Source organism: Pantoea sp. DY-17, from assembly GCF_019795975.1.
GTDB classification, from domain to species: domain Bacteria; phylum Pseudomonadota; class Gammaproteobacteria; order Enterobacterales; family Enterobacteriaceae; genus Pantoea; species Pantoea leporis.
In genome coordinates this window covers 329,680-350,325 of the sequence record NZ_JAIMIG010000003.1, presented here as the reverse complement: position 1 = coordinate 350,325, position 20,646 = coordinate 329,680, and the positions used below count along the sequence as shown (strand labels likewise).

18 protein-coding genes are annotated in these 20,646 nt (G+C 58.3%); 8 read left to right on the top strand and 10 right to left on the bottom strand.

What is annotated here, in order from left to right; translation table 11 throughout:
• Window positions 1-45: 45 nt before the first annotated feature.
• Complete coding sequence (murA, locus tag K5Y33_RS15800; protein ID WP_110868080.1) at window positions 46-1,305, top strand: UDP-N-acetylglucosamine 1-carboxyvinyltransferase; 1,260 nt, start codon at window positions 46-48, stop codon at window positions 1,303-1,305.
• A gap of 68 nt (window positions 1,306-1,373) precedes the next feature.
• Here the strand turns inward: murA and K5Y33_RS15795 are convergent, their stop codons facing one another.
• Together K5Y33_RS15795 and ispB are read right to left on the bottom strand one after the other, a co-directional pair.
• On the bottom strand, window positions 1,374-1,655 hold the full coding sequence (locus tag K5Y33_RS15795; RefSeq protein WP_101762273.1) for a helix-turn-helix domain-containing protein: 282 nt from the start codon (window positions 1,653-1,655) through the stop codon (window positions 1,374-1,376).
• A gap of 236 nt (window positions 1,656-1,891) precedes the next feature.
• Window positions 1,892-2,863 carry an octaprenyl diphosphate synthase gene (gene ispB / locus K5Y33_RS15790; protein WP_101762272.1) on the bottom strand — a complete coding sequence of 324 codons (972 nt, stop codon included), beginning with the start codon at window positions 2,861-2,863 and terminating at the stop codon, window positions 1,892-1,894.
• Between the two features lie 252 nt (window positions 2,864-3,115).
• Between ispB and rplU the strand changes: the two genes are divergently transcribed.
• The 3 genes from rplU to cgtA all read left to right on the top strand — a co-directional run bounded on the left by rplU (window position 3,116) and on the right by cgtA (window position 5,125).
• Window positions 3,116-3,427, top strand: a complete 312-nt coding sequence (gene rplU / locus K5Y33_RS15785) for a 50S ribosomal protein L21 (RefSeq protein ID WP_007886644.1) — start codon at window positions 3,116-3,118, stop codon at window positions 3,425-3,427.
• A 15-nt stretch (window positions 3,428-3,442) separates the two neighbouring features.
• Window positions 3,443-3,700, top strand: a complete 258-nt coding sequence (gene rpmA / locus K5Y33_RS15780; RefSeq protein ID WP_007886647.1) for a 50S ribosomal protein L27 — start codon at window positions 3,443-3,445, stop codon at window positions 3,698-3,700.
• Between the two features lie 249 nt (window positions 3,701-3,949).
• Window positions 3,950-5,125, top strand: coding sequence for an Obg family GTPase CgtA (cgtA, locus tag K5Y33_RS15775; protein WP_008104343.1), 1,176 nt, complete (start codon window positions 3,950-3,952; stop codon window positions 5,123-5,125).
• 41 nt (window positions 5,126-5,166) lie between these two features.
• On the opposite strand, the gene K5Y33_RS15770 is transcribed toward cgtA, so the two are convergent.
• From K5Y33_RS15770 to K5Y33_RS15750, 5 genes are read right to left on the bottom strand one after another with little or no spacing between them, the layout of a single operon-like run.
• Window positions 5,167-5,583, bottom strand: a complete 417-nt coding sequence (locus tag K5Y33_RS15770; protein WP_101762270.1) for a hotdog fold thioesterase — start codon at window positions 5,581-5,583, stop codon at window positions 5,167-5,169.
• A gap of 3 nt (window positions 5,584-5,586) precedes the next feature.
• A complete protein-coding gene (gene dhbA / locus K5Y33_RS15765; protein ID WP_101762269.1) occupies window positions 5,587-6,345 on the bottom strand; it encodes a 2,3-dihydro-2,3-dihydroxybenzoate dehydrogenase in 759 nt (252 codons plus the stop codon).
• On the bottom strand, window positions 6,342-7,196 hold the full coding sequence (locus tag K5Y33_RS15760) for an isochorismatase (RefSeq protein ID WP_110868078.1): 855 nt from the start codon (window positions 7,194-7,196) through the stop codon (window positions 6,342-6,344). Before K5Y33_RS15760 ends, dhbA begins: the two co-directional genes overlap by 4 nt.
• Window positions 7,197-7,214: 18 nt before the next feature.
• Window positions 7,215-8,831: a (2,3-dihydroxybenzoyl)adenylate synthase gene (locus K5Y33_RS15755; protein ID WP_192235876.1), complete on the bottom strand. Its 1,617-nt coding sequence runs from the start codon at window positions 8,829-8,831 to the stop codon at window positions 7,215-7,217.
• Window positions 8,832-8,841: 10 nt separating this feature from the next.
• A complete protein-coding gene (locus K5Y33_RS15750; protein WP_255610347.1) occupies window positions 8,842-10,023 on the bottom strand; it encodes an isochorismate synthase in 1,182 nt (393 codons plus the stop codon).
• Window positions 10,024-10,199: 176 nt separating this feature from the next.
• Here K5Y33_RS15750 and fepB point away from each other — a divergent pair, with 176 nt between their 5' ends.
• Entirely contained in the window at window positions 10,200-11,165 is a 966-nt protein-coding gene (fepB, locus tag K5Y33_RS15745) for a Fe2+-enterobactin ABC transporter substrate-binding protein (RefSeq protein WP_222234490.1), read from the top strand.
• On the opposite strand, the gene entS is transcribed toward fepB, so the two are convergent.
• Window positions 11,160-12,410, bottom strand: coding sequence for an enterobactin transporter EntS (gene entS / locus K5Y33_RS15740; RefSeq protein ID WP_101762265.1), 1,251 nt, complete (start codon window positions 12,408-12,410; stop codon window positions 11,160-11,162). The two genes, fepB and entS, sit on opposite strands and share 6 nt — an antisense overlap.
• A gap of 141 nt (window positions 12,411-12,551) precedes the next feature.
• Here entS and fepD point away from each other — a divergent pair, with 141 nt between their 5' ends.
• Genes fepD through K5Y33_RS15725 form a run of 3 tightly spaced genes read left to right on the top strand, consistent with a single transcriptional unit; the run spans window position 12,552 to window position 15,315 of the window.
• On the top strand, window positions 12,552-13,541 hold the full coding sequence (gene fepD, locus K5Y33_RS15735; RefSeq protein WP_222234488.1) for a Fe(3+)-siderophore ABC transporter permease: 990 nt from the start codon (window positions 12,552-12,554) through the stop codon (window positions 13,539-13,541).
• On the top strand, window positions 13,538-14,521 hold the full coding sequence (fepG, locus tag K5Y33_RS15730) for an iron-enterobactin ABC transporter permease (RefSeq protein ID WP_101762263.1): 984 nt from the start codon (window positions 13,538-13,540) through the stop codon (window positions 14,519-14,521). Before fepD ends, fepG begins: the two co-directional genes overlap by 4 nt.
• Complete coding sequence (locus K5Y33_RS15725) at window positions 14,518-15,315, top strand: ATP-binding cassette domain-containing protein (RefSeq protein ID WP_222234487.1); 798 nt, start codon at window positions 14,518-14,520, stop codon at window positions 15,313-15,315. Before fepG ends, K5Y33_RS15725 begins: the two co-directional genes overlap by 4 nt.
• 175 nt (window positions 15,316-15,490) lie before the next feature.
• Here K5Y33_RS15725 and K5Y33_RS15720 read toward each other — a convergent pair whose 3' ends face one another.
• The gene (locus tag K5Y33_RS15720) at window positions 15,491-19,402 is read right to left on the bottom strand and encodes an enterobactin synthase subunit F (protein ID WP_222234485.1); all 3,912 of its coding nucleotides are present in this window, start codon (window positions 19,400-19,402) and stop codon (window positions 15,491-15,493) included.
• Window positions 19,387-20,616, bottom strand: coding sequence for an enterochelin esterase (gene fes, locus K5Y33_RS15715; protein ID WP_222234484.1), 1,230 nt, complete (start codon window positions 20,614-20,616; stop codon window positions 19,387-19,389). Before fes ends, K5Y33_RS15720 begins: the two co-directional genes overlap by 16 nt.
• Between the last annotated feature and the right edge of the window lie 30 nt (window positions 20,617-20,646).

Below are 20,646 nucleotides of genomic sequence, written 5' to 3'. Positions count from 1 at the left end.
TGCCTCACCGGTTGTTTTATTGATAGATAATTGAGAGCGGTGTTAATGGACAAATTTCGTGTGCAAGGCCCCACCCGTTTAAGTGGTGAAGTGACCATTTCCGGGGCGAAGAATGCTGCGTTGCCGATTCTGTTTGCTGCGCTGCTGGCTGAAGAGCCGGTAGAGATTCAGAACGTACCGAAGCTGCGTGATATCGATACCACCATGAAGCTGCTGAATCTGCTGGGTGCGCGCGTTGAGCGCAATGGTTCGGTCCACGTTGATGCTCGCGAAGTTAATGTTTTCAGTGCGCCATACGATTTAGTGAAAACCATGCGTGCTTCGATTTGGGCGCTGGGTCCGCTGGTGGCGCGTTTTGGTCAGGGCCAGGTTTCACTGCCGGGCGGCTGCGCTATCGGTGCACGCCCAGTCGATCTGCACATTACTGGCCTGGAACAGCTGGGTGCGGAAATTAAGCTGGAAGAGGGCTACGTTAAAGCTTCTGTCAATGGCCGTCTGAAGGGCGCGCATATCGTGATGGATAAAGTGTCTGTCGGCGCTACCGTTACCATTATGAGCGCGGCCACGCTGGCCACCGGCATCACCATCATTGAGAACGCCGCGCGTGAGCCGGAGATTGTCGATACGGCAAACTTCCTCAACACGCTGGGTGCGAAAATCACCGGCGCGGGCACAGACAAAATTACCATTGAAGGTGTTGAGCGTCTGGGCGGCGGCGTTTATCGCGTGCTGCCAGATCGTATCGAAACCGGTACTTTTCTGGTCGCAGCAGCCATTTCACGGGGCAAAGTTGTTTGCCACAACACGAAGCCAGATACGCTGGATGCCGTGCTGTCTAAATTGCGTGAGGCTGGTGCAGAGATCGAAGTGGGCGAAGATTGGATCAGCCTGGATATGCACGGTAAGCGTCCAAAAGCGGTGAATATCCGTACCGCGCCGCATCCTGGCTTCCCTACTGACATGCAGGCGCAGTTCACACTGTTGAACCTGGTGGCAGAAGGAACCGGTGTGATTACCGAAACCATCTTCGAAAACCGCTTTATGCATATCCCTGAGCTGATTCGTATGGGCGCGCACGCGGAAATTGAGAGCAATACAGCGATTTGTCATGGCGTAGAAACCTTGTCGGGCGCGCAGGTGATGGCCACCGATCTGCGTGCATCAGCGAGTCTGGTGCTGGCGGGTTGTATCGCGGAAGGCACCACGATAGTGGATCGTATCTATCACATCGACCGTGGCTACGAGCACATCGAAGATAAGTTGAAAGCGATGGGTGCAAATATCGAGCGCGTAAGCGGCGAATAATTTCTGCTTCGTAGATCAAAAAAACCAGTCACGGCAACGCGGCTGGTTTTTTTTCATTGGTATTACAGTCAGATCTTTTTACGATCCTTCGGCGATCGTATGCACTTCTTGCGATCCAATAACTGGCCGGTAACAGGATCGTAATATCGGCTTGGCCAGATGTCTGCCGGATGAACCTTGATCGCATTGGCGATTAGCCACTCACCTTTGGGCCAGGGACGCGACAGCGCATTGGCCAGCGTTGAGGAGCTGAGCCCTGATTCGCGTGACAGCGCTGCCAGTGATGTGCCTTTCTTACGTAATGCAGCAATGATATCTGCCGGGTGCCAATCCGCTTTCCTTGTGTACATAACTCTCTTCTCCATGTCCGTGTTATTACTTCATCTCCGCTGTAAAAAGGCGCTCCCGTGGCAGAGATATCTGGAAAAAACCCGCGTTTTTATAGCAAATGTTTCCCGTAATTTTCCAGTAAATGTTTGGCCGGCGCACGAAACTGCGTCGCTTTTCGCAAAAGCGATGCAAGAGATGTAAGTAAAAAGGGAGAAGAGTGAGGAAGGAAACGGGGCCAGAGAAGGCCCCGTTGAAATCAGAAATCGCGCTGTACTGACATGTGCGCCAGCGCTTCGAGGGCGCTGCGCCACGGGCTTTCGGGTAATACCTGCAGGGCTGCGATGGCTTTATCTGCCTCTTCTTCAGCGCGTTTGCGCGTCCACTCCAGCGAGCCAGTCTGTTGCATCGCTGCCAGCACCGGTTCCAGCAGATGACGACCGTTACCTTCTTCAATGGCTTTACGGATCATCTGCGCCTGCTCAAGCGTTCCGTTGTGCATCGCGTGCAGCAATGGCAGCGTCGGTTTACCTTCGCTCAGGTCATCACCGGTATTTTTGCCCAGCGTTTCACCATCTGCGCTGTAATCCAGCAAATCATCAATTAACTGGAAAGCGGTGCCAAGGTAGCGACCATAATCCTGTAACGCCTTTTCCTGCGCGGGCGTCGCCTCAGCTAAAATCGCCGACGCTTGCGAAGCAGCTTCGAACAGGCGAGCGGTTTTGCTGTAGATCACCCGCATGTAGCTCTCTTCAGTGATATCGGGATCGTTGCAGTTCATTAACTGCAGCACTTCTCCTTCGGCGATCACGTTGACCGCTTCCGACATCAGCGCAAGGATCTTTAAGGATCCCATGCTGGTCATCATCTGGAATGAGCGCGTATAGATAAAATCGCCCACCAGCACGCTTGCCGCATTACCGAACGCGGCGTTAGCGGTGGCTTTGCCACGGCGCATATCGGATTCATCCACCACATCATCGTGCAGCAGCGTCGCCGTATGGATAAATTCGATCAGCGCCGCATTAGTGATGTGCAACGATCCCTGATAATTCAGCGCGCGTGCCGACAGCACAGCGATCATCGGACGGATGCGTTTGCCCCCGCCGCTGATGATGTAATAGCCCAACTGGTTAATCAGTGAGACTTCTGAATTCAGCTGCTCGAGGATGGTCTGGTTGACGGCCGCCATGTCCTGCGCGGTTAATTCATTAATCTGTTCTAAGTTCATTCGTCTTTTCAGCTTTACTCGTTTTTTGCATGGTAAGCGCTTTACACAGCGTGAGTTCAGGTAATCTGTTACTGATTGTACTTGAAAAATCGGGTTGCGAAACGTTTGCATTCGCCTTGCGCTTTTTTTCTGCAAGAGAGTGCAAAGTGCTCTTGTCTTCTGCTGGAGTATTGCGTAGAATTCGCGCCCTATTGTGAATATTTATCGCGCCGCCTGATGAATAGAAAGGCACGCGCAGAAGCGGAGTTTTATATGTACGCGGTTTTCCAAAGTGGTGGTAAACAACACCGAGTAAGCGAAGGTCAGACCGTTCGCCTGGAAAAGCTGGACATCGCAACCGGTGAAACCATTGAGTTTGACCAGGTTCTGATGATCGCAAATGGCGAAGACGTGAAAATCGGCGCGCCACTGGTTTCAGGCGGTGTGATCAAGGCAGAAGTTGTTGCTCACGGTCGTGGCGAGAAAATTAAAATCGTTAAGTTTCGTCGTCGTAAACACTACCGTAAGCAAGCTGGTCACCGTCAGTGGTTCACAGATGTGAAAATCACTGTGATCGGCGCGTAAGAGGAGATCTGACAAATGGCACATAAGAAGGCTGGTGGCTCGACCCGTAACGGTCGCGACTCCAACGCAAAACGTCTGGGTGTAAAACGTTTCGGTGGCGAATCTGTTCTGGCAGGTAGCATCATCGTTCGTCAGCGTGGCACTAAATTCCACGCAGGTAGCAACGTAGGTTGTGGTCGTGACCACACCCTGTTTGCCACCGCAGACGGCAAAGTAAAATTCGAGATTAAAGGCCCGAACAACCGTAAATATATCAGCATCGTTGCTGAGTAAGGTTGTCGTGCTGCAGACGTCTAACGTCTGAATACACGAATGAAAGGCCCCGCAGCTTTGCGGGGCTTTTTACATTCTGCTACTGAGCTTGCTGGATAACAGTTACGCTTTAGCACAGTTGTTGTACAATTTATGTACTCCTGGCTTTGCCAGTCTTGTATTATCCGCCGTCGGTCAGCGCAGAAGACCCTGGCGGACCCGTTTGCGGCCTGCAAGCTGCCGTGAACGACAGCGTGACGGAGAAATAAAATGAAGTTTGTAGATGAAGCGACGATCCTTGCGGTCGCGGGTGATGGCGGCAATGGTTGCGTAAGCTTCCGCCGTGAAAAATATATTCCAAGAGGCGGCCCGGATGGCGGCGACGGCGGCGACGGCGGCGACGTGTATTTGTTGGCGGATGAAAACCTCAACACCCTGATCGATTATCGCTTTGAAAAGTCTTTCCGTGCCGAACGTGGCCAGAATGGCCAAAGCCGTGATTGCACCGGTAAACGTGGTAAAGACATTATCGTTAAAGTGCCCGTTGGTACCCGCGTAATTGACCAGGGTACCGGCGAAACGCTGGGCGACATGACGCGTCATGAGCAGAAGCTGATGGTGGCGAAAGGCGGCTGGCATGGCCTTGGTAACACGCGCTTTAAATCCTCAGTTAACCGTTCCCCGCGTCAAAAAACCATGGGAACACCGGGCGAGAAGCGTGATCTGCAACTGGAACTGATGCTGCTGGCTGACGTTGGTATGTTGGGTCTGCCGAATGCCGGTAAATCGACCTTTATTCGCTCGGTATCCGCAGCGAAACCCAAGGTCGCGGATTATCCGTTCACTACGCTGGTGCCAAGCCTTGGCGTGGTGCGTATGGACAATGAAAAGAGCTTTGTTGTCGCCGACATTCCGGGCCTGATTGAAGGCGCAGCGGATGGCGCAGGTCTGGGTATTCGCTTCCTGAAGCACCTTGAGCGCTGCCGCGTGCTGTTGCACCTGATCGATCTTGCCCCTATCGATGAATCTGATCCGGTAGAAAATGCCCGCATCATTCTCGGCGAACTGGAGAAATACAGCGATAAACTGTTCCAGAAGCCGCGCTGGTTAGTATTCAACAAATGTGACCTGCTGAGCCGCGAAGAAGCGGAAAGCCGTGCCAAAGCGGTAGTGGAAGCATTAGGCTGGGAAGAAAAATATTACCTAATCTCTGCGGCTAGCCATGATGGCGTGAAAGATCTTTGCTGGGATGTGATGAGCTTTATCATCGAAAATCCAAAAGAAGCCGAAGAAGAAGCTAAAGAGCCAGAGAAAGTGGCCTTCATGTGGGATGATTATCACCGTGAAGCCATGGAAACGGCGCAGGAAGTGGAAGAAGACGACGATTGGGATGACGACTGGGACGAAGAGGACGACGAAGGCGTCGAAATCATTTACCAGCGTTAATCGCACAAAAAAAGCGGCCCGAAGGCCGCTTTTTTTATGTCTTAACCCAGCACCGCCACCGTCAATCTCGAGGTGCAGCACAGTTGGTCGCGGGCGTTACGAATCTCAATCTGCCAGCTTTGATTACGCGCACCAAGGTGTAACGGGCGGCAAATACCGCGCACTTCACCGCTGCTTACTGCACGATGGTGGCTGGCGCTCACCTCAATCCCCACCACGCTTTTACCTTCTTCGATGCTGAGATAACCGGCAATCGATCCCATCGACTCCGCCAGCACCACAGAAGCGCCGCCGTGCAGCAGGCCAAACGGCTGATGCGTGCGGGCATCCACCGGCATGGTGGCTTCGAGATAATCTTCACCGATGGTGGTAAACACAATGCCAACGTGTGCCACCAGCGAGTTTTCACCCATCTTATTCAACGTTTCAACATCGACCGAACGTTTCCAGATTGCCATAACTTAGGATCCCAGCGTTGCGCCACCGTCGACCACAATATCCTGCAGCACCACGTGGCTGGCAAGATCCGACGCGAGGAACATCACGTTAGCAACGATCTCCTGCGGTTTAGCGATCTTACGCAGCGGGATCCCCAGCTTGTACTGATCCGGGAAACCATTGATCATCTCCTGCTCGGCTTCTGGCGTATGCCACAGGCTGCGTTGCATATCGGTATCGGTGGAACCCGGAGAAACGATATTGCAGCGCACGCCGTAAGGCGCCATCTCTAAACCCACGGTCAGACACAAGCTGCGCAACGCCGCTTTGGAAGCGCCATAAGCGGACATACCAAGGCGCGGCGCATGTGCCGCATTAGAGGCGATAGTCACAATCGCACCCGCACGCTGCTGGCGAAACACTGGCAAGGTTTGCTGGAACAGGTTGAACGCGCCGCCAGCATTCACCGCCAGACACGCCTGCCAATCGTCGAACGACAGTTCATCGGTGCTGCCAATACGCAGGATGCCGGCACCGTTCACCAGCACATCGAGACGCGGCTGATCTGCCAGCAAACGCTGACAAACCGCTTTCACCTCGGCGGCGTTCGCCACATCCAGCACTTGCGTGGTGAAAGGATAGTCGGCCTGTTCGAAACGCAGATCGAAGCCGATAACCTGCGCGCCCGCCTGATGGAAGCTCAGCGCGGTGTGGTAACCAATCCCTTTGCCTGCGCCGGTTACCCAGACGATTTTTCCACTGAAATCGAAAGTTGCACTCATTTAGCTGGCACCCTTGATAACAGCGCCCACCAGCCATCGATGGTCGGATTTTTTGCCAGACTGACGAAATCGATGTCGCTGTGCACCTGACGCCAGCGCGCCGCCAGCGCCATCACGCGTACTGAATCCAGACCGTAATCGATCAGGTTCTCGTCATCTGCAGGCACATCGTCATCTTCCAGCAGCGGCAGAATCAGCGCACGCAGATCGTCTTTGCTCAACGGCAGCGGCATCAGGTCGGCGGTCATCACTACTTTACCGCTGCGACCTGCGGTGTAAGTCAGCGCCATCATGTGCTCTTCGCGCGTGAAGTCGGCCAGCGCATCCGCCACCATAAACGGCTGGATATTACGCATAAAGGCGTCAGTCGCGGTGGTCAGGCAACCGATATGCGCGTACACGCCGGTGATGATCAACTGATCGCGGCCCATCTCCTGCAGGATCGATTCCAGCGGTGAGCGCACGAAGGCGCTGTATCGCCATTTGGTCAGTACCTGATCGTCCTGATCCGGCGCCAGCGCATCCACGATCTTCTGCTGATCCGGATGTTTGTTCAGGCCCGGTCCCCACATGTCGTTGAGGAGTGCGCGATCGGCATCGCTCTGTTCGTTCGGCTGAGCGGTATAGAACACCGGTATGCCCTGCGCTTTGCAGTAAGCACGCAGACGAGCGATGTTTTCCACCACCTGATTAACCAGCGGGCTGTTTTCGCCCCAGAAATTAAGGAAGTAAGCCTGCATATCGTGAATCAGCAGCGCGGCACGCTGAGGCTCAAGCGCCCACTTCACTTTGTTGGTAGGCAGTTCAGTCGCTGCGGGCAGCGCGTAAGCGTTCAGTTTTGGAATAGCCATTACAATCTCCGGAACAGGTCAGGCTTGCGCTTGTTGGTCGGCAAGCTGTTGGCGTAAACGTTTTTTATCCACCTTGCCGACAGGCGTCAGCGGCAGGGCATCGACGCAGGTAATACGGTCAGGTAATTTGAACTCGGCCACGCCCAGTTCTCGCAGGTGACGACGCAACGCCACTGCTTTGATCGGTTGGCTGGCAACGATAAAGGCGCAGCTCTTTTCACCCATCAATTCGTCGTTCATCGACACCAGCGCGGCGTGGATCACATCCGGATGGCGTTGCAACAGATTTTCGATCTCTTCCGCGGCGATCTTCTCGCCACCGCGATTGATCTGATCCTTTTCGCGCCCTTGCACGGTGATGTAGCCCTGCGCGTCGATCTCAATCAGATCGCCCGAACAGTAAAACCCGTTGGCGTCGAAGCTGGCGGCGTTATGTTCCGGGCTCTTGTAATAGCCACGGAAGGTGTAGGGGCCGCGCGTCATCAGGCGACCGATGGTGCCGGTTGGCAGCGCGTTGCCGTGCTCGTCAGCGACCCACACTTCGTCATCTTCAGAGATCGGGCGGCCTTGCGTGGTGAGAATGATGTTCTCATCGTCGCCAAAACGCGTGTAGTTCACCAGACCTTCGGCCATGCCGAAAACCTGCTGCAGCTGACAGCCAATTTCACGCTGAATGCGTGCCGCGAGGGTTTCGCCCAGCTTGGCGCCGCCCACCTGAATGCGCTGCAGCGAAGCCAGCTGTTTATTACTGCCCCATTCCTGAATCGCCTGTAGCCACAAACTCACCGCCGGCGGCACCAAACCGGTATCGGTGACCTGATGCTTCTCAATCAGCGGGAAGCAGAGCGTGGCGCTGGGATCGGCAGCCAGAATCACCTGACCACCGGCATAAAACACACCGAGCGAACCCGGGGAGCTCATGGCAAAGTTATGCGGCGCGGGCAGGGCGATGAGATAACGCGTATCGGCGGTCACCTGACAAATCTCATCACTGGCGCGAATGCTGTAGTAATAGTCGTTGTGGGTGCGCGGAATCAGCTTCGGCGTGCCGGTGCTGCCGCCGGAGAGCTGGAAAAACGCCACTTCATCAGCGGCGGTTGGTGTGGCGAGGTAATCACCCGCGGCTTCCGCCATCAGCGCTTCCAGCGTATTTTCCGGCTGGTTGTCATTACGCAGAATCACCTGCTGCAGCGAAGGCTGCGCGGCGCACAGCGCGTTGATAAAGCTATCATCAGCAAACAGCGTGTGAGTGCGATCGGCAATCAGCAGTTTAGGTTCGATCTGCGCCGCATAGGCGCTTAGTTCGGTGCGCTGATGGCTGAACAGCGCAAATACTGACGCTACGCCGAGCTTAAACAGCGCAAATGCCGTGACATAAAAATCGGCCACGTTGCCAAGCTGCACCAGCGCAGTATCGCCATTTTGCAGGCCACGACGCTGCAGCGCGGCGGCCAGGTTGCTGCTCAGCACGTCCATTTCGCGATAGCTGATCTGGCGATCGCCATCAATCACCGCGATGGCATCATTATGCTGATGACGCGTCAGAATGTCGGTCATCGGCACATCCAGCCAGTAACCTTTTTCGCGATAGCGCGCAGCCAGGTCGTCCGGCCAGCGAGTATAGGGAATGCTCATGTTCTTTCCTTTATTGCAGTCCAAAGGCGCGCAACATGGTGTCCAGCTTCACGCCGGTTTCACGCCATTCTGATTCAGGTTGGGAGTCGGCCACGATGCCCGCACCGGCAAACAGGCGCACCCGCGTGCCATGCACGGTGCCGCAGCGGATGGTGACCACCCATTCGCCATTGCCCTGGCTATCGCACCAGCCGACGATGCCGCCAAATAGTTGGCGATCAAAAGGTTCCAGCTGCTGAATAAGCTGCTGCGCGCGCTGATGGGGGAAACCGCTCAACGCAGGCGTCGGGTGCAGCAGGCAGGCCAGCGACAGCGCATTTTCGCGCTCATCCTGCACTTCGCCGTCGATTTGCGTGGCGAGATGCCACAGCGTGGCGGTGGTAATCAGCGACGGAATGGTCGGCACCGACAGCAAACGGCTGCGCGGCTGCAAGGTGTCGCGCATCGCGTCGGTTACCAGTTTGTGCTCATGACGATCTTTGCCGGAATCCATCAGCGTATCGCCAGCGGCACGATCCTGCTGGGCATCGTCGTGATTGCGCCGCGCTGAGCCCGCCAGCGGACAAGAGCTAAAATCGCGCCCCTGTTTGCGCAGCATCAGCTCCGGACTGGCACCAATCAGCGCACCGCCTTGCGGCAGCGGCAGATGGAAATGGTAGCTGTTGGGGTTCTGCGCAATCACGCGCTGCATCAGCGCTGCGGTATCAACCGGCTGTTCGGTAACGATATCCATCAGACGCGACAGCACCACTTTATCCAGATCGCCGCGCTGCGTGGCCGCCACCGCATCTGCCACCATCGCGGTAAACACATCGTGATCCGGCACTGCGGTGCGACGTCGCACCTGCGGCAGATCGCTGACGTTTTCCGGCAACGCGTTTTGCAGGTCAGCGCGATTAAACGTCTGATAGGATTCAGGAATAAACAGCGCGGCGGGCTGGCTGACGTCAAACGGGATCGCCCCGACCAAAATCGGATTGTCGATGCCCTGTTTTTTCGCCGCGGCAAAATGCTGATGTAACTGTTGTTGGAAATCACCGTCCAGCCACGCGGCGTCATCTACCGGCGCGGTAACGGTGGTATAGCATCCTTGCGTTGCCAAACTACGCCACGGCGAGGTAAAGAGGAAACCACGGCTTAGCGCGGAATAATCCTTCAGCCAGGCATTTTCAAACGTGGAAGATTCCACCATAATTTTCACCTATAAATGATAAGATTATTAAGAATGATTATCATTTTTATTATGGGCCTGTAACCTACGTCGATTGGGCAAAAGTGTCAATCCATTCGCGGGATTTCAGCTGCGTTTAGCCGTAATCAGGCGCTGACGCTCAGCAGGGCAATATGCTAAAAAGTGGACCAAAACTTATGAATAAATGCGGTTTTTGGGGCATTGCAGCCCTTATAGGTATTTTCCAGATTTTCACCAGCGTCGCTCATGCCGAACAGGGTTGGCCGCGCACCGTTCAGGGTGCCAACGGATCGATCACGCTCAATCACGCGCCGCAGCGCATTGTCTCGACCAGCGTCACGCTGACCGGATCGCTGCTGGCCATTGATGCGCCGGTGATTGCTTCCGGCGCGACTGCGCCGAACAGTCGCCTGGCCGACGATCAGGGTTTCTTCCGCCAGTGGAGCGATGTTGCCAAAAAGCAACATCTTCAACGCCTGTACATCGGTGAGCCGAATGCCGAAGCGGTTGCCGCGCAAGCGCCGGATCTGATTATCGTCAGCGCCACCGGTAACGATTCTGCCATCAAGCTCGCCGAACAGTTTTCGGCTATTGCACCGACGCTGGTGGTCAATTACGACGACAAAAGCTGGCAGGATGTCGTCACGCAGTTAGGCCAGGCGACCGGGCATGAAGCGCAGGCGGCGCAGCGCATTAAAGCTTTCGACGATCGTGAAGCGGCGCTGAAAAAAGCCATCACGCTGCCACCGCAGCCGGTCTCCGCCATGGTGTGGAACGGCGGCGGACGCGCAGTCAATGTGTGGACCGCGGCTTCGGCGCAGGGCAAGCTGCTGGAACAACTTGGCTTCACCCTGGCAACGCCACCGGCGACGGTTGAGCAGGGACACAGCATGGGACAGCGCAAAGACATCATTCAGCTGTCAGGCGAAAACATTGCCAGCGGCCTGACCGGTAAAACCTTCCTGCTGTTCGCCGCTGACGATAAAACCACGCAATCGGTGTTGAACAATCCGTTCCTTGCACAAAACGCGGCGGTGCAGGGCAAGCAGGTTTACGAGCTGGGCGTCGATTCCTTCCGTCTTGATTACTACAGCGCCAGCAATCTGCTGGCGCGCCTGGAGAAGCTGTTCGTTAAATCATGATGCCTGTTCCGTCAGCTCCGGTGCTGGCGGATGGTAACGACGTAAACGGCCCATCACCCACCACATCACGATGCCGAGCAGCGCCGCCGTAAAGCCAAATACCGCGGCGGCCTGCGGTGGCAGCAACCATGAACCCATCGCACCAATCACCGCCGCACCAATCGCATCGCCGGTCACGTTCTGCGCGGTCCACAAGCCGTTGATGCGGCCTAACAGATGATCTGGCGTTAATGCCTGAATCATCGCGTACTGCACCAGGCTGTTGATGGCGCTGAAGTAACCGAAAGCGACTAAACCGGCTAACGCCAGCGGCAGGTTCGGCATCAGGCTAAACAAACCCAGCGCGACAAATGCTGCAATCGCACTGCCGAGCACCAGCTGTCCGGGACGCGCGGCGTGTTTCAGTTTACCGCTGGTGAACGCGCCGATAGCTGCGCCGAGCGGCACGGCGGCATACATCAGGCCAAGCTGGTCAGCGCTTACAGACCAATGCGGCGCGAGCGACGGATAGAGCACGCGCACCGCGCTGGCCAGCGTGACTAATGCGCCAATCAGCGCCACCATGCCGACAATCGGGCTGGCGAAAAGAAACTGCACGCCAGCGGCGAGGGATTTCAGCGGATGTTCACGCGGCTGCGGCGGCGGCGGCAAAGTGGGCAATTTCAGCAGCGTTAACACGGTAAGTAAGGTGCCAAAGGCAGCGAGTGCGTAGTTCCACGTCACGCCGCCGTGAGCAATCACCAGACCGGCAATCGCGGGCGATAAAATGGAGCCGAAGCGCACCGTCAACATGGTGATAGCGCCCGCCTGCATAATGTTTTCCCTACCGACCAGCGCGGGCGTCGCCGCCAGCAGCGCGGTGACGCCAATCGCGCCGAAAAAACCATCCCAGAAACCCAGCAGATAAACCGCGATCAGAGAGGGTTCTGGCAGCGCGGCGTTAATGGCCAGCGCGATAAAACCTAAGCCGCAGGTGGATCGGGCAAACAAAATCAGCTTTTTGCGTTCATGGCGATCCGCCAAAACGCCGCCGGTGAGCAGGCCGATAAACATGCCGGCAGCGGCCAGCGTCACCGCCAAGCCCACCAGCAGCGGTGAATGGGTCATGTGCTGAATCTGCACCGGCACCGCCACGGCGAGCATGCCGAGCGCGACAATCGAGATAAAACGCGCGATAAACACCGCGCGAAAAGCCGGATGGGTTTTCAGCAGCGAGAGATCGATAAAGTGGGAAGATTTGTTCATGTGTTCGCCTTATTGCACCAATTTTCCTCATCGTCCGCGAGGCGAGTCATGGTAACATAGCTAAACGCGAGTAATAACGATAACCATTATCAAGTTACATCGCGCATGCGACGACGTTGAACAGTGAAGGTTTAGAACGCTATGCGCCAGATTCGTGCATTAGCAGGCTCAGGGATTCTGCTCTTGCTCCTCATCGCGCTCAGCTTAATGCTGGGGGCAAAATCGATACCGCTTCCCGATGTTTATCATTCGCTTACCACTTCCTGTCACAGCGCGGAGTGCGTCATCGTGCGTGACGCGCGCCTGCCGCGTACGCTGGCCGGTTTGCTGGCGGGCGTGGCGCTCGGCCTCGCCGGTGCGTTGATGCAGAGCCTGACGCGCAATCCGCTGGCCGATCCGGGCATTCTTGGCGTCAACGCCGGAGCAGGTTTCGCGGTGGTGATTGGCATTGCGCTGTTCGGTGCTGACTCGCCGGTGGATTGGCTCGGCTTCGCCTTTGGCGGCGCGCTGCTGGCGTCCGTGCTGGTGGCGATGACCGGCGCGATTGGCGGCGGGCGCGTCAATCCGGTGCGTCTGACGCTGGCCGGCGTGGCGCTGGGCGCGGTGCTGGAAGGATTAACTTCTGGCCTGTCGCTGCTCAATCCCGATATTTACGATCATCTGCGCTTCTGGCACAGCGGCTCGCTGGATATTCGCAATTTCACTACGCTGCGCACGCTGTTCCCGGCGGTGCTGATCGGCAGTGTGGTCGCCATTGCGCTATCGCAGGCGCTGAACAGTTTGAGTATGGGCGGCGACATGGCGACCGCGCTCGGCACGCGGGTGGCGCGCACCCAACTGCTTGGCCTGTTGGCGATTGCGCTGCTGTGCGGCGCAGCCACCGCGGCGGTGGGCCCGATTGCCTTTGTCGGTTTAATGACGCCGCACTTTGCCCGCTGGCTGGTGGGCAACGATCACCGCTTGATGCTGCCTGCGACCGCGCTGATCACGCCGATTTTGCTGCTCGCCGCCGATATCCTTGGCCGCCTGCTGGTGGCGGGTGAGCTGCGGGTTTCCATCGTCACGGCGATGCTCGGTGCGCCGATGCTGATTGTGCTGGTGCGCCGTAAATTGGGCCGGGGTGCACTATGACGCGTCGTGTCGGGTTACATACGCTTTGGCTGCTGTGCGCCTGCGCTCTGCTGGCTTATCTGGCGATGACGCGCGGTGCATTGCAGATCAGCAGTGATCAAATCTGGCAAATTCTGCTCGGGCAGGGCGCCAGCAACGTCAAACTGATCGTGCTGGAATGGCGCTTGCCGCGCGTGCTAATGGCGCTGCTGATTGGTGCGGCGTTAGGCATCAGCGGCGCGATTTTCCAGTCGCTGCTGCGTAATCCGCTTGGCAGCCCGGACATTCTCGGTTTCAACACCGGCGCTTACAGCGGCGTGCTGGTGGCGCTGGTGCTGTTTAATCAAAGCGTCACGGCGATGACCGGCGCAGCGTTGATTGGCGGCATCGCCACGGCGGCGCTGGTCTATCTGTTTGCCTGGCGCAACGGCGTAGAGACCTTCCGGCTGATTATCGTCGGCATCAGCGTGCGCGCGCTGCTGATGGCGTTGAATTCCTGGCTGATTATCAGCGCCTCGCTGGAGTCGGCGCTGAGTGCGGGCTTGTGGAGCGCCGGATCGCTCAACGGCATTACCTGGGCAAAAACGCCGCCGGTGATTGCGGTGCTGCTGCTGGCGTTACTGTTGATGGCGCTGCTGGCGCGGCGGATGCGTTTGCTGGAGATGGGCGACGATACCGCCTGCGCGCTTGGCGTGCCGGTGGAGCGCAGCCGCATGTGGCTGATGCTGATTGGCGTGGTGCTCACGGCGGCGTCAACCGCGCTGGTCGGGCCGATTTCGTTTGTCGCGCTGCTGGCGCCGCAGATTGCCCGTCGTCTTGGCGGCGGCGTTAAAGGTGCCTTGCCGCTGGCGGCGCTGTGCGGCGCGCTGTTGCTGATTGCCGCAGACTTCGCCGCGCAGCACCTGTTCCTGCCTTATCAATTACCGGTTGGCGTGATAACCGTCATTCTCGGTGGACTTTATCTGATCGCTTTACTGGTGCGGGAGGCGCGACGCCAATGACCGATATCCCTTCACGTCTGCGCGGCGATAGCCTGACGCTGGGCTATGACAAAAAGGTGGTGGCAGAGAATCTGTCAGTGACGATTCCGCAAGGTGAGCTGACGGTGATTATCGGTCCTAACGCCTGCGGAAAATCGACGCTGCTGCGCACGTTGAGTCGCCTGCATACGCCGTTAAAAGGTGAGGTGTTGCTGGATGGCGCGGCCATTGCCAGCTATCCCACCAAAGAAGTGGCGCGGCGTCTGGGTCTGCTACCGCAAAGTTCCAACGCGCCGGCGGGCATCAGCGTCACCGAGCTGGTGGCGCGCGGACGTTATCCGCATCAGGCGCTGTTTGGTCGCTGGCGTGCGGAAGATGAAGCGGCGGTGCAGAACGCGATGCGCGCCACCGGCGTGGCCGATTTGGCCCAGCAGTCGGTGGATACGTTATCGGGCGGTCAGCGTCAGCGCGTGTGGATTGCCATGGTGCTGGCGCAGGAAACGCCGCTGCTGCTGCTGGACGAACCGACCACCTGGCTGGATATCACCCATCAAATTGAGCTGCTGGAATTGATGCAGGAGCTGAATCAACAGCATGGGCGAACGCTGGTGGTGGTGCTGCACGATCTTAATCACGCTTGTCGCTATGCCACGCATTTGATTGCGATGCGTGACGGCAGGATTGTCGCCGAAGGGAAGCCGTCGGAGATCGTGACGCCCGCGTTGATCGAGCAGGTGTATGGCTTGCGCTGCGTGATTGTGGACGATCCGGTGGTGCATACGCCAATGATTGTGCCGCTGGGGCGCGGGGGATAATTAAACACGGTGCGCGCGGGCCCTCATCCCAGCCTTCTCCCGCTTGCGGGAGAAGGGGCCGACCCAGCTTGTATGTTACACCCGTTACCACACCTAAACATTCCCTCTCCCGCCAGCGGCTCCTGATTGTTCCCTCTCCCGCTTGCGGGAGAGGGTTAGGGTGAGGGAAAAATCGCTATTGCAACAACCGCTGCAACAACGGCCCAATCTGCTCAAACATCTGCGGTGAAATGATCTCCACGTGGGCGCAATCCATCGGCCACACTTCCAGTTCACCGATATACGGCGCCCAGGCGCGGCGCGCATCTTGTCCTGGCTGCTGCGTCTGTTCGGCGAGGAACAGCGTGGCGCGACCGTTGAAACGCGCGCTGCGTGCGGTCGCCAGCAGGCGCACCGAACTGGCGTAGTTGGCCTCGATGGTGTCGAACATCGCACGCATCTCTTCACCGGCCTGATGGCGCTGCGCGGCGATAAACTGCTCGCGTTCGCGGTTCACCTCTTCCAGCACCGCCGGATCCAGCACGTTCTCGCCACGTTTCTCATCCCAGTTTTGCGTTTCTGGTGGCCAGGTATCCAGCAGGCCGAGGAACGCCACCTCTTCACCGGCCGCTTCCAGCCGTGCCGCGATGCCTTGCGCCAGGGTGCCGCCAAGCGAATAGCCGAGGAAATAGTAAGGTCCGTGCGGCTGCACGTCGCGCAGGGTTTGCAAATGGGCATTGCACACGTCATCCAGATGCGCGCTTTGGTTCAGCGGGCTGCTGATATCCGGCGACTGAATGCCGACCAGCGACCAGCGATCATCGAGATAACGCTGCAGGATGCTGAATTGCCAGGCAAACCCTGACGCCGGATGGAAGCAGAACAGCGTTGGTCCGTTGCCCTGACGCAGCGGCAGCACCGCTTCGAAACCGGCTTGCTGATGTGACTGCGTATCACTGAGCAGCGTTGCCAGCTTCTCCACCGTGGAGGCCACCATGATTTGTCCCACCGACACCGGCTGTTGCAGCTCACGGCGCAGCTGCGCCGCCAAGCGCATCGCCAGCAGCGAATGGCCGCCGAGGGCGAAAAAGTCATCCTGCGCGCTGATTTCCTCGCGCGCCAGCAGCTGACAGAAAGCATTGGCTAAGGTGGTTTCCAGCCCGGCGTGCGGTGCCCGTCCCGCGTGGGCACTGGCGGATTCGGGCAACGGCAGCGCTTTGCGATCCAGCTTGCCATTGCTGCTGAGCGGGAAGGCGTCGAGCTGCACAATGACTACCGGCACCATATGCGCGGGCAAGTGTTGCGCCAGCGCCTGACGCAGCGCGTCGCTATCAACCGGCTGCCCGGCAATCACGTAGCCAACCAGCTGACGCGCATCACCTTGCGCTGCCGTGCCGCCAAGCACCACCGCGTGTGTGACCGCCTGCTCAATGCCGGGCTGCGCGCTGAGCACATGATCGATCTCATTCAGTTCGATACGCTGACCGCGGATCTTCAGCTGATCGTCGCTGCGACCGAGATATTCCACTGCGCCGTTATCCAGCCAGCGCGCTACGTCGCCGGTGAGATACATGCGCTCGCCAGGCATGAAAGGATCGGCGATAAAGCGGCTGGCGGTGAGATCGGGACGGCCGAGATAGCCATGCGCCAGCTGCACGCCGGTTAAGTAGAGATCGCCCGCCACGCCCGGCGGCACCGGCTGCATGCGGGCATCAAGGATGCGCAGGCCGGTATTCCACACCGGGAAACCAATCGGCACGCTGGCACCTTCGACGGCGGCCAGGGCAGCACCAAACGCCGGATACCAGCTGACATCCACCGCCGCTTCGGTTGGGCCATACAGATTGTGCAGCGGCACGCGCGTCAGTTTTTCCCACTCGCGCGATAAATCCGTCGGCAGCGCTTCACCGCTGCAGAACACGTTACGCAGGCTGGCGCAGCAGGCAATTGCCGGTTGATCATCCAGCGCCGCGACAAAGGCCGCCAGCATTGAGGGGACGAAATGCGTGGTGGTGACTTGGTAGCGGGCAAACAGCTGCTGCAGCGCTTCCGGGTCGCGATGGGCTTCTGGCGGTGCCATCACCAACTGCGCACCGACCAGCAGCGGCCAGAAGAATTCCCACACCGAAACGTCGAAGCTGCTCGGGGTTTTTTGCAGCACCACGTCATCGGCTTGCAGCGGATAGCGATCCTGCATCCACAACAGGCGATTGACGATGGCTTCATGCCCCACCAGCACGCCTTTAGGGCGACCGGTCGAACCTGAGGTGTAAATAATGTAGGCGCCATCCTGCGGCGTCGGCGCGCTGGCCGGCTGCGGTGCATGGGCATTGTGATACAGCACATCAAAATGCAGCTGATTGACCGACGCGATGGCGCTGAAGCGCGCGCTGAGCGCTGCGCAGGTGATCAGCGTTTTTGGCGCGGCGTCTTCCAGCATCAGCTGTAAGCGGTCATCCGGATAACCCGTATCGAGCGGCAAATAGGCAGCGCCGAGCGAAACAATCGCCTGTAGCGCCAGGGAGAGCTGCACTGAACGCGGCAGCGCCACGGCGACAATATCGCCACGCTGCACGCCGGCGGCGCTGAGATCGGCGGCCAGCGCAAACACCTGCTGTTGCATCGCGCGATAGCTAAGCTGATGCTGCGCATCGGCCAGCGCCGGTGCATCGGGGGTGCGTGCCGCCTGCTGCGCTAACAGGGAAGCCAGCGTTTCTGCTGGCAGCGGATAGGCGGTTTGGTTGATTGCGGCAATCTGCGCATGCTCTTCGGCAGTGAGCAGATCGAGTTCGCCGCACGGCCGCTGCGGCTGTTGCGCCAGCTGATCGAGCAGCAGGGCAAAGCGGCTGGCATGACGCTGCAAGGTTTGTTCGCTATAGCGTTCGGCATTGGCCAGCAGCTCCAGCGTCAGTTCACCGTGCTCGCTGATGTAAATGGCGATCTCCAGATCGCGCACCGGCCCGGACGCCAGTTGATGGGTGATGCCTTCCACGCCAGCGAAATCGAGCTGGTAGTCAAACATCTTCAGGTTGATCACCGGACCGTACAGCGGGTCGCCATCGCCGAGGCGGCCGAGATCGCGCTGCACCTGTTCGGCGTCATAGCGCTGATGACGACGCATCTTTTTCACTTCACCCGCCAGCTGCGCGGCGAGCGCGCCGATCGGCTGCGCGGGATCGTAATGGATTGCCATCGGCAATACGTTGATCACCGGACCGGTGGCGCACAAGGCGGCCGAGCCGATGCGGCGCATAAAGATGAAGCCAGCGGCAAAGTCGTTTTGCCCGCTGAGACGTGCCAGCCACAGCGCCACCAGCGCAAAGGCGAGATCGGCCGCGCTGGCGTGCGGATGCTGCTGCACCAGCGTCTGGAAGGTGCTGCGATCCAGCGTAACGCTATGGCGCAGCAGATCGGTGCTGGCGTGTTGACCGGCGAGCGGCAGCGGCGAGAGCGAAGCCGGTGAGGGCAGCGCCGCGCCTTTTTCGCGCCAGAACTGGCTGTCACGCGCAAAAGAGGAGGATTCGCGGTAGCGCTGATACTCGTCCACCACTTCGCTAAACGGAATAAACGGCGTCGGTTCAGCGGCTTGCTGGCGTACGGCCGCGCTGTAGAGATTGGCGATGCGGCGCGTCAGCGCGGTAAAGCTGAAGCCATCCACCACCAAATGATGATAGCGCTGATACCAAAACCAATGCTGATCGTCGAGACGGAACAGGCGGTGATGCCACAGCTTTGCGCCGCTCAATACGCGCAGATCGCCATTCATGTCGTCACGCATCAGCGCGCGCGCTTTGGCGGCCGCATCGGCCTCCGCGCGCAAATCGACAATCTGCGGCAGGCTAAAGGCGTGTGGCTGCGGCCACTGCAACGCTTCGCCTTCCACCTCACCAAAGGCCATATTCAGCGTGTCGGCTTCCTGCATGCCCGCAACGATCGCCTTCGCCAACAGGGCGCTATCAATCTCACCGCGCAGTTCGACAAAGTGCGCCACCGCGTAAGCGTTGTGGTGAGGTGACAGCTGATCGGCAATCCAGATGCCGGGCTGTGCCGCGACTAACGGCAAGGTTTGTTGGTCGGTCATAGGCTTATTCATCAGGGATTCGGACATGGATGCTCCGGTTTGCTCCACAGCGCTTGCAGGCCATTCAGCAGGCCGCCGCGCCAACAGAGCGCGTCATGGCCGCCTTCCACCGGCAGGTAATTCACCTGATAGCCGGCAGCGCTAAGCTGCTGTTGAAGTTGTTGATTAGCTTGCAGAATCAAGCCTTCGCGTTTGCCCGCTTCGAGCCAGAAACGCAGCGGTTGACGCGGTGCAAGACCGTTATCCAGCGCCTGCAGCAGCCAGCCGTGCGGATTGCCGCGTTCCGGCCACCAGAAGGAGCCCGATAAGCTGAGCGCGTTGCCAAAGGTTTCCGGCCAGTGCAGCGCGGCAAACACCGACGCCAGGCCGCCAAAGCTTTGTCCGGCGACGATGGTACTGTCCGCCTGCTGGCGATAAGGCGTTGATTGTGCAACTTGCGGTAACAGTTCTTGCTGAATGGCTTGCCAAAACTGCGCGTTACACGGCAGCTCGCGGCTGCGGTGTTCGCGGTCAATGATGTCGATAAACAGATACACCGCTGGCGGCAAAGAACCGGCATCAGTGAGCTGCTGCAGCGGTCCGGCAATCGGCATGCTGTGCGCCCAGAATTGCCCGTCAAGCATGATGGCCAGCGGACGCTGTGCGGGATTGGCTCCGCCGGTGGTGTAAATCCACACCTTGCGGCCGTTGCCTAATAGCGTGCTATCCCATTGCTGCTGTTGCAGTTCAAGGGTTGGCGCTGTGCCGTTATCCACCGCTTGCCACAGCTGTTGATCGGGCGCGTGGGGCAGATGCAGCGGCGAAACGCCCATGCCGCGGCCACCGGACCAGCCACGTAAGCTATTGAGCGGATCGGCCTGCGCCGTTGGGAATTTGTCGCGCCACCAGTTGCGCAGCGTGGACATTTCGGCAATGCCGGTGAAGTCCGTGGCCTGCTCATCAGGGATCAAACAGTAACTGCCGCGCCAGTTGGCGGGTAGCGAGGTCTGCCAATACCAGACGTTGGTGCCGGCCACGCGCATCAATGATTGCGGCGGGCGGCGCTGGTGGTGATCGGTCACGCCGGTGATGTTGATCCACACGCGCTGGGTCGACGATTGCGTCTCATCGCCTTGCGGGTCACGCCAGAAGAAGGTGACCTGACATTGGCCATCGTCTGCTAACTCAATGCGGGGAATGCCTTGGGATTGTTGCGCCTGCCACCAGGCTGCACTGCCGGTTACATCATTTCGCCAGGTCATAGGGCTGCCAGTCGGTGTTTACGCGGAGAT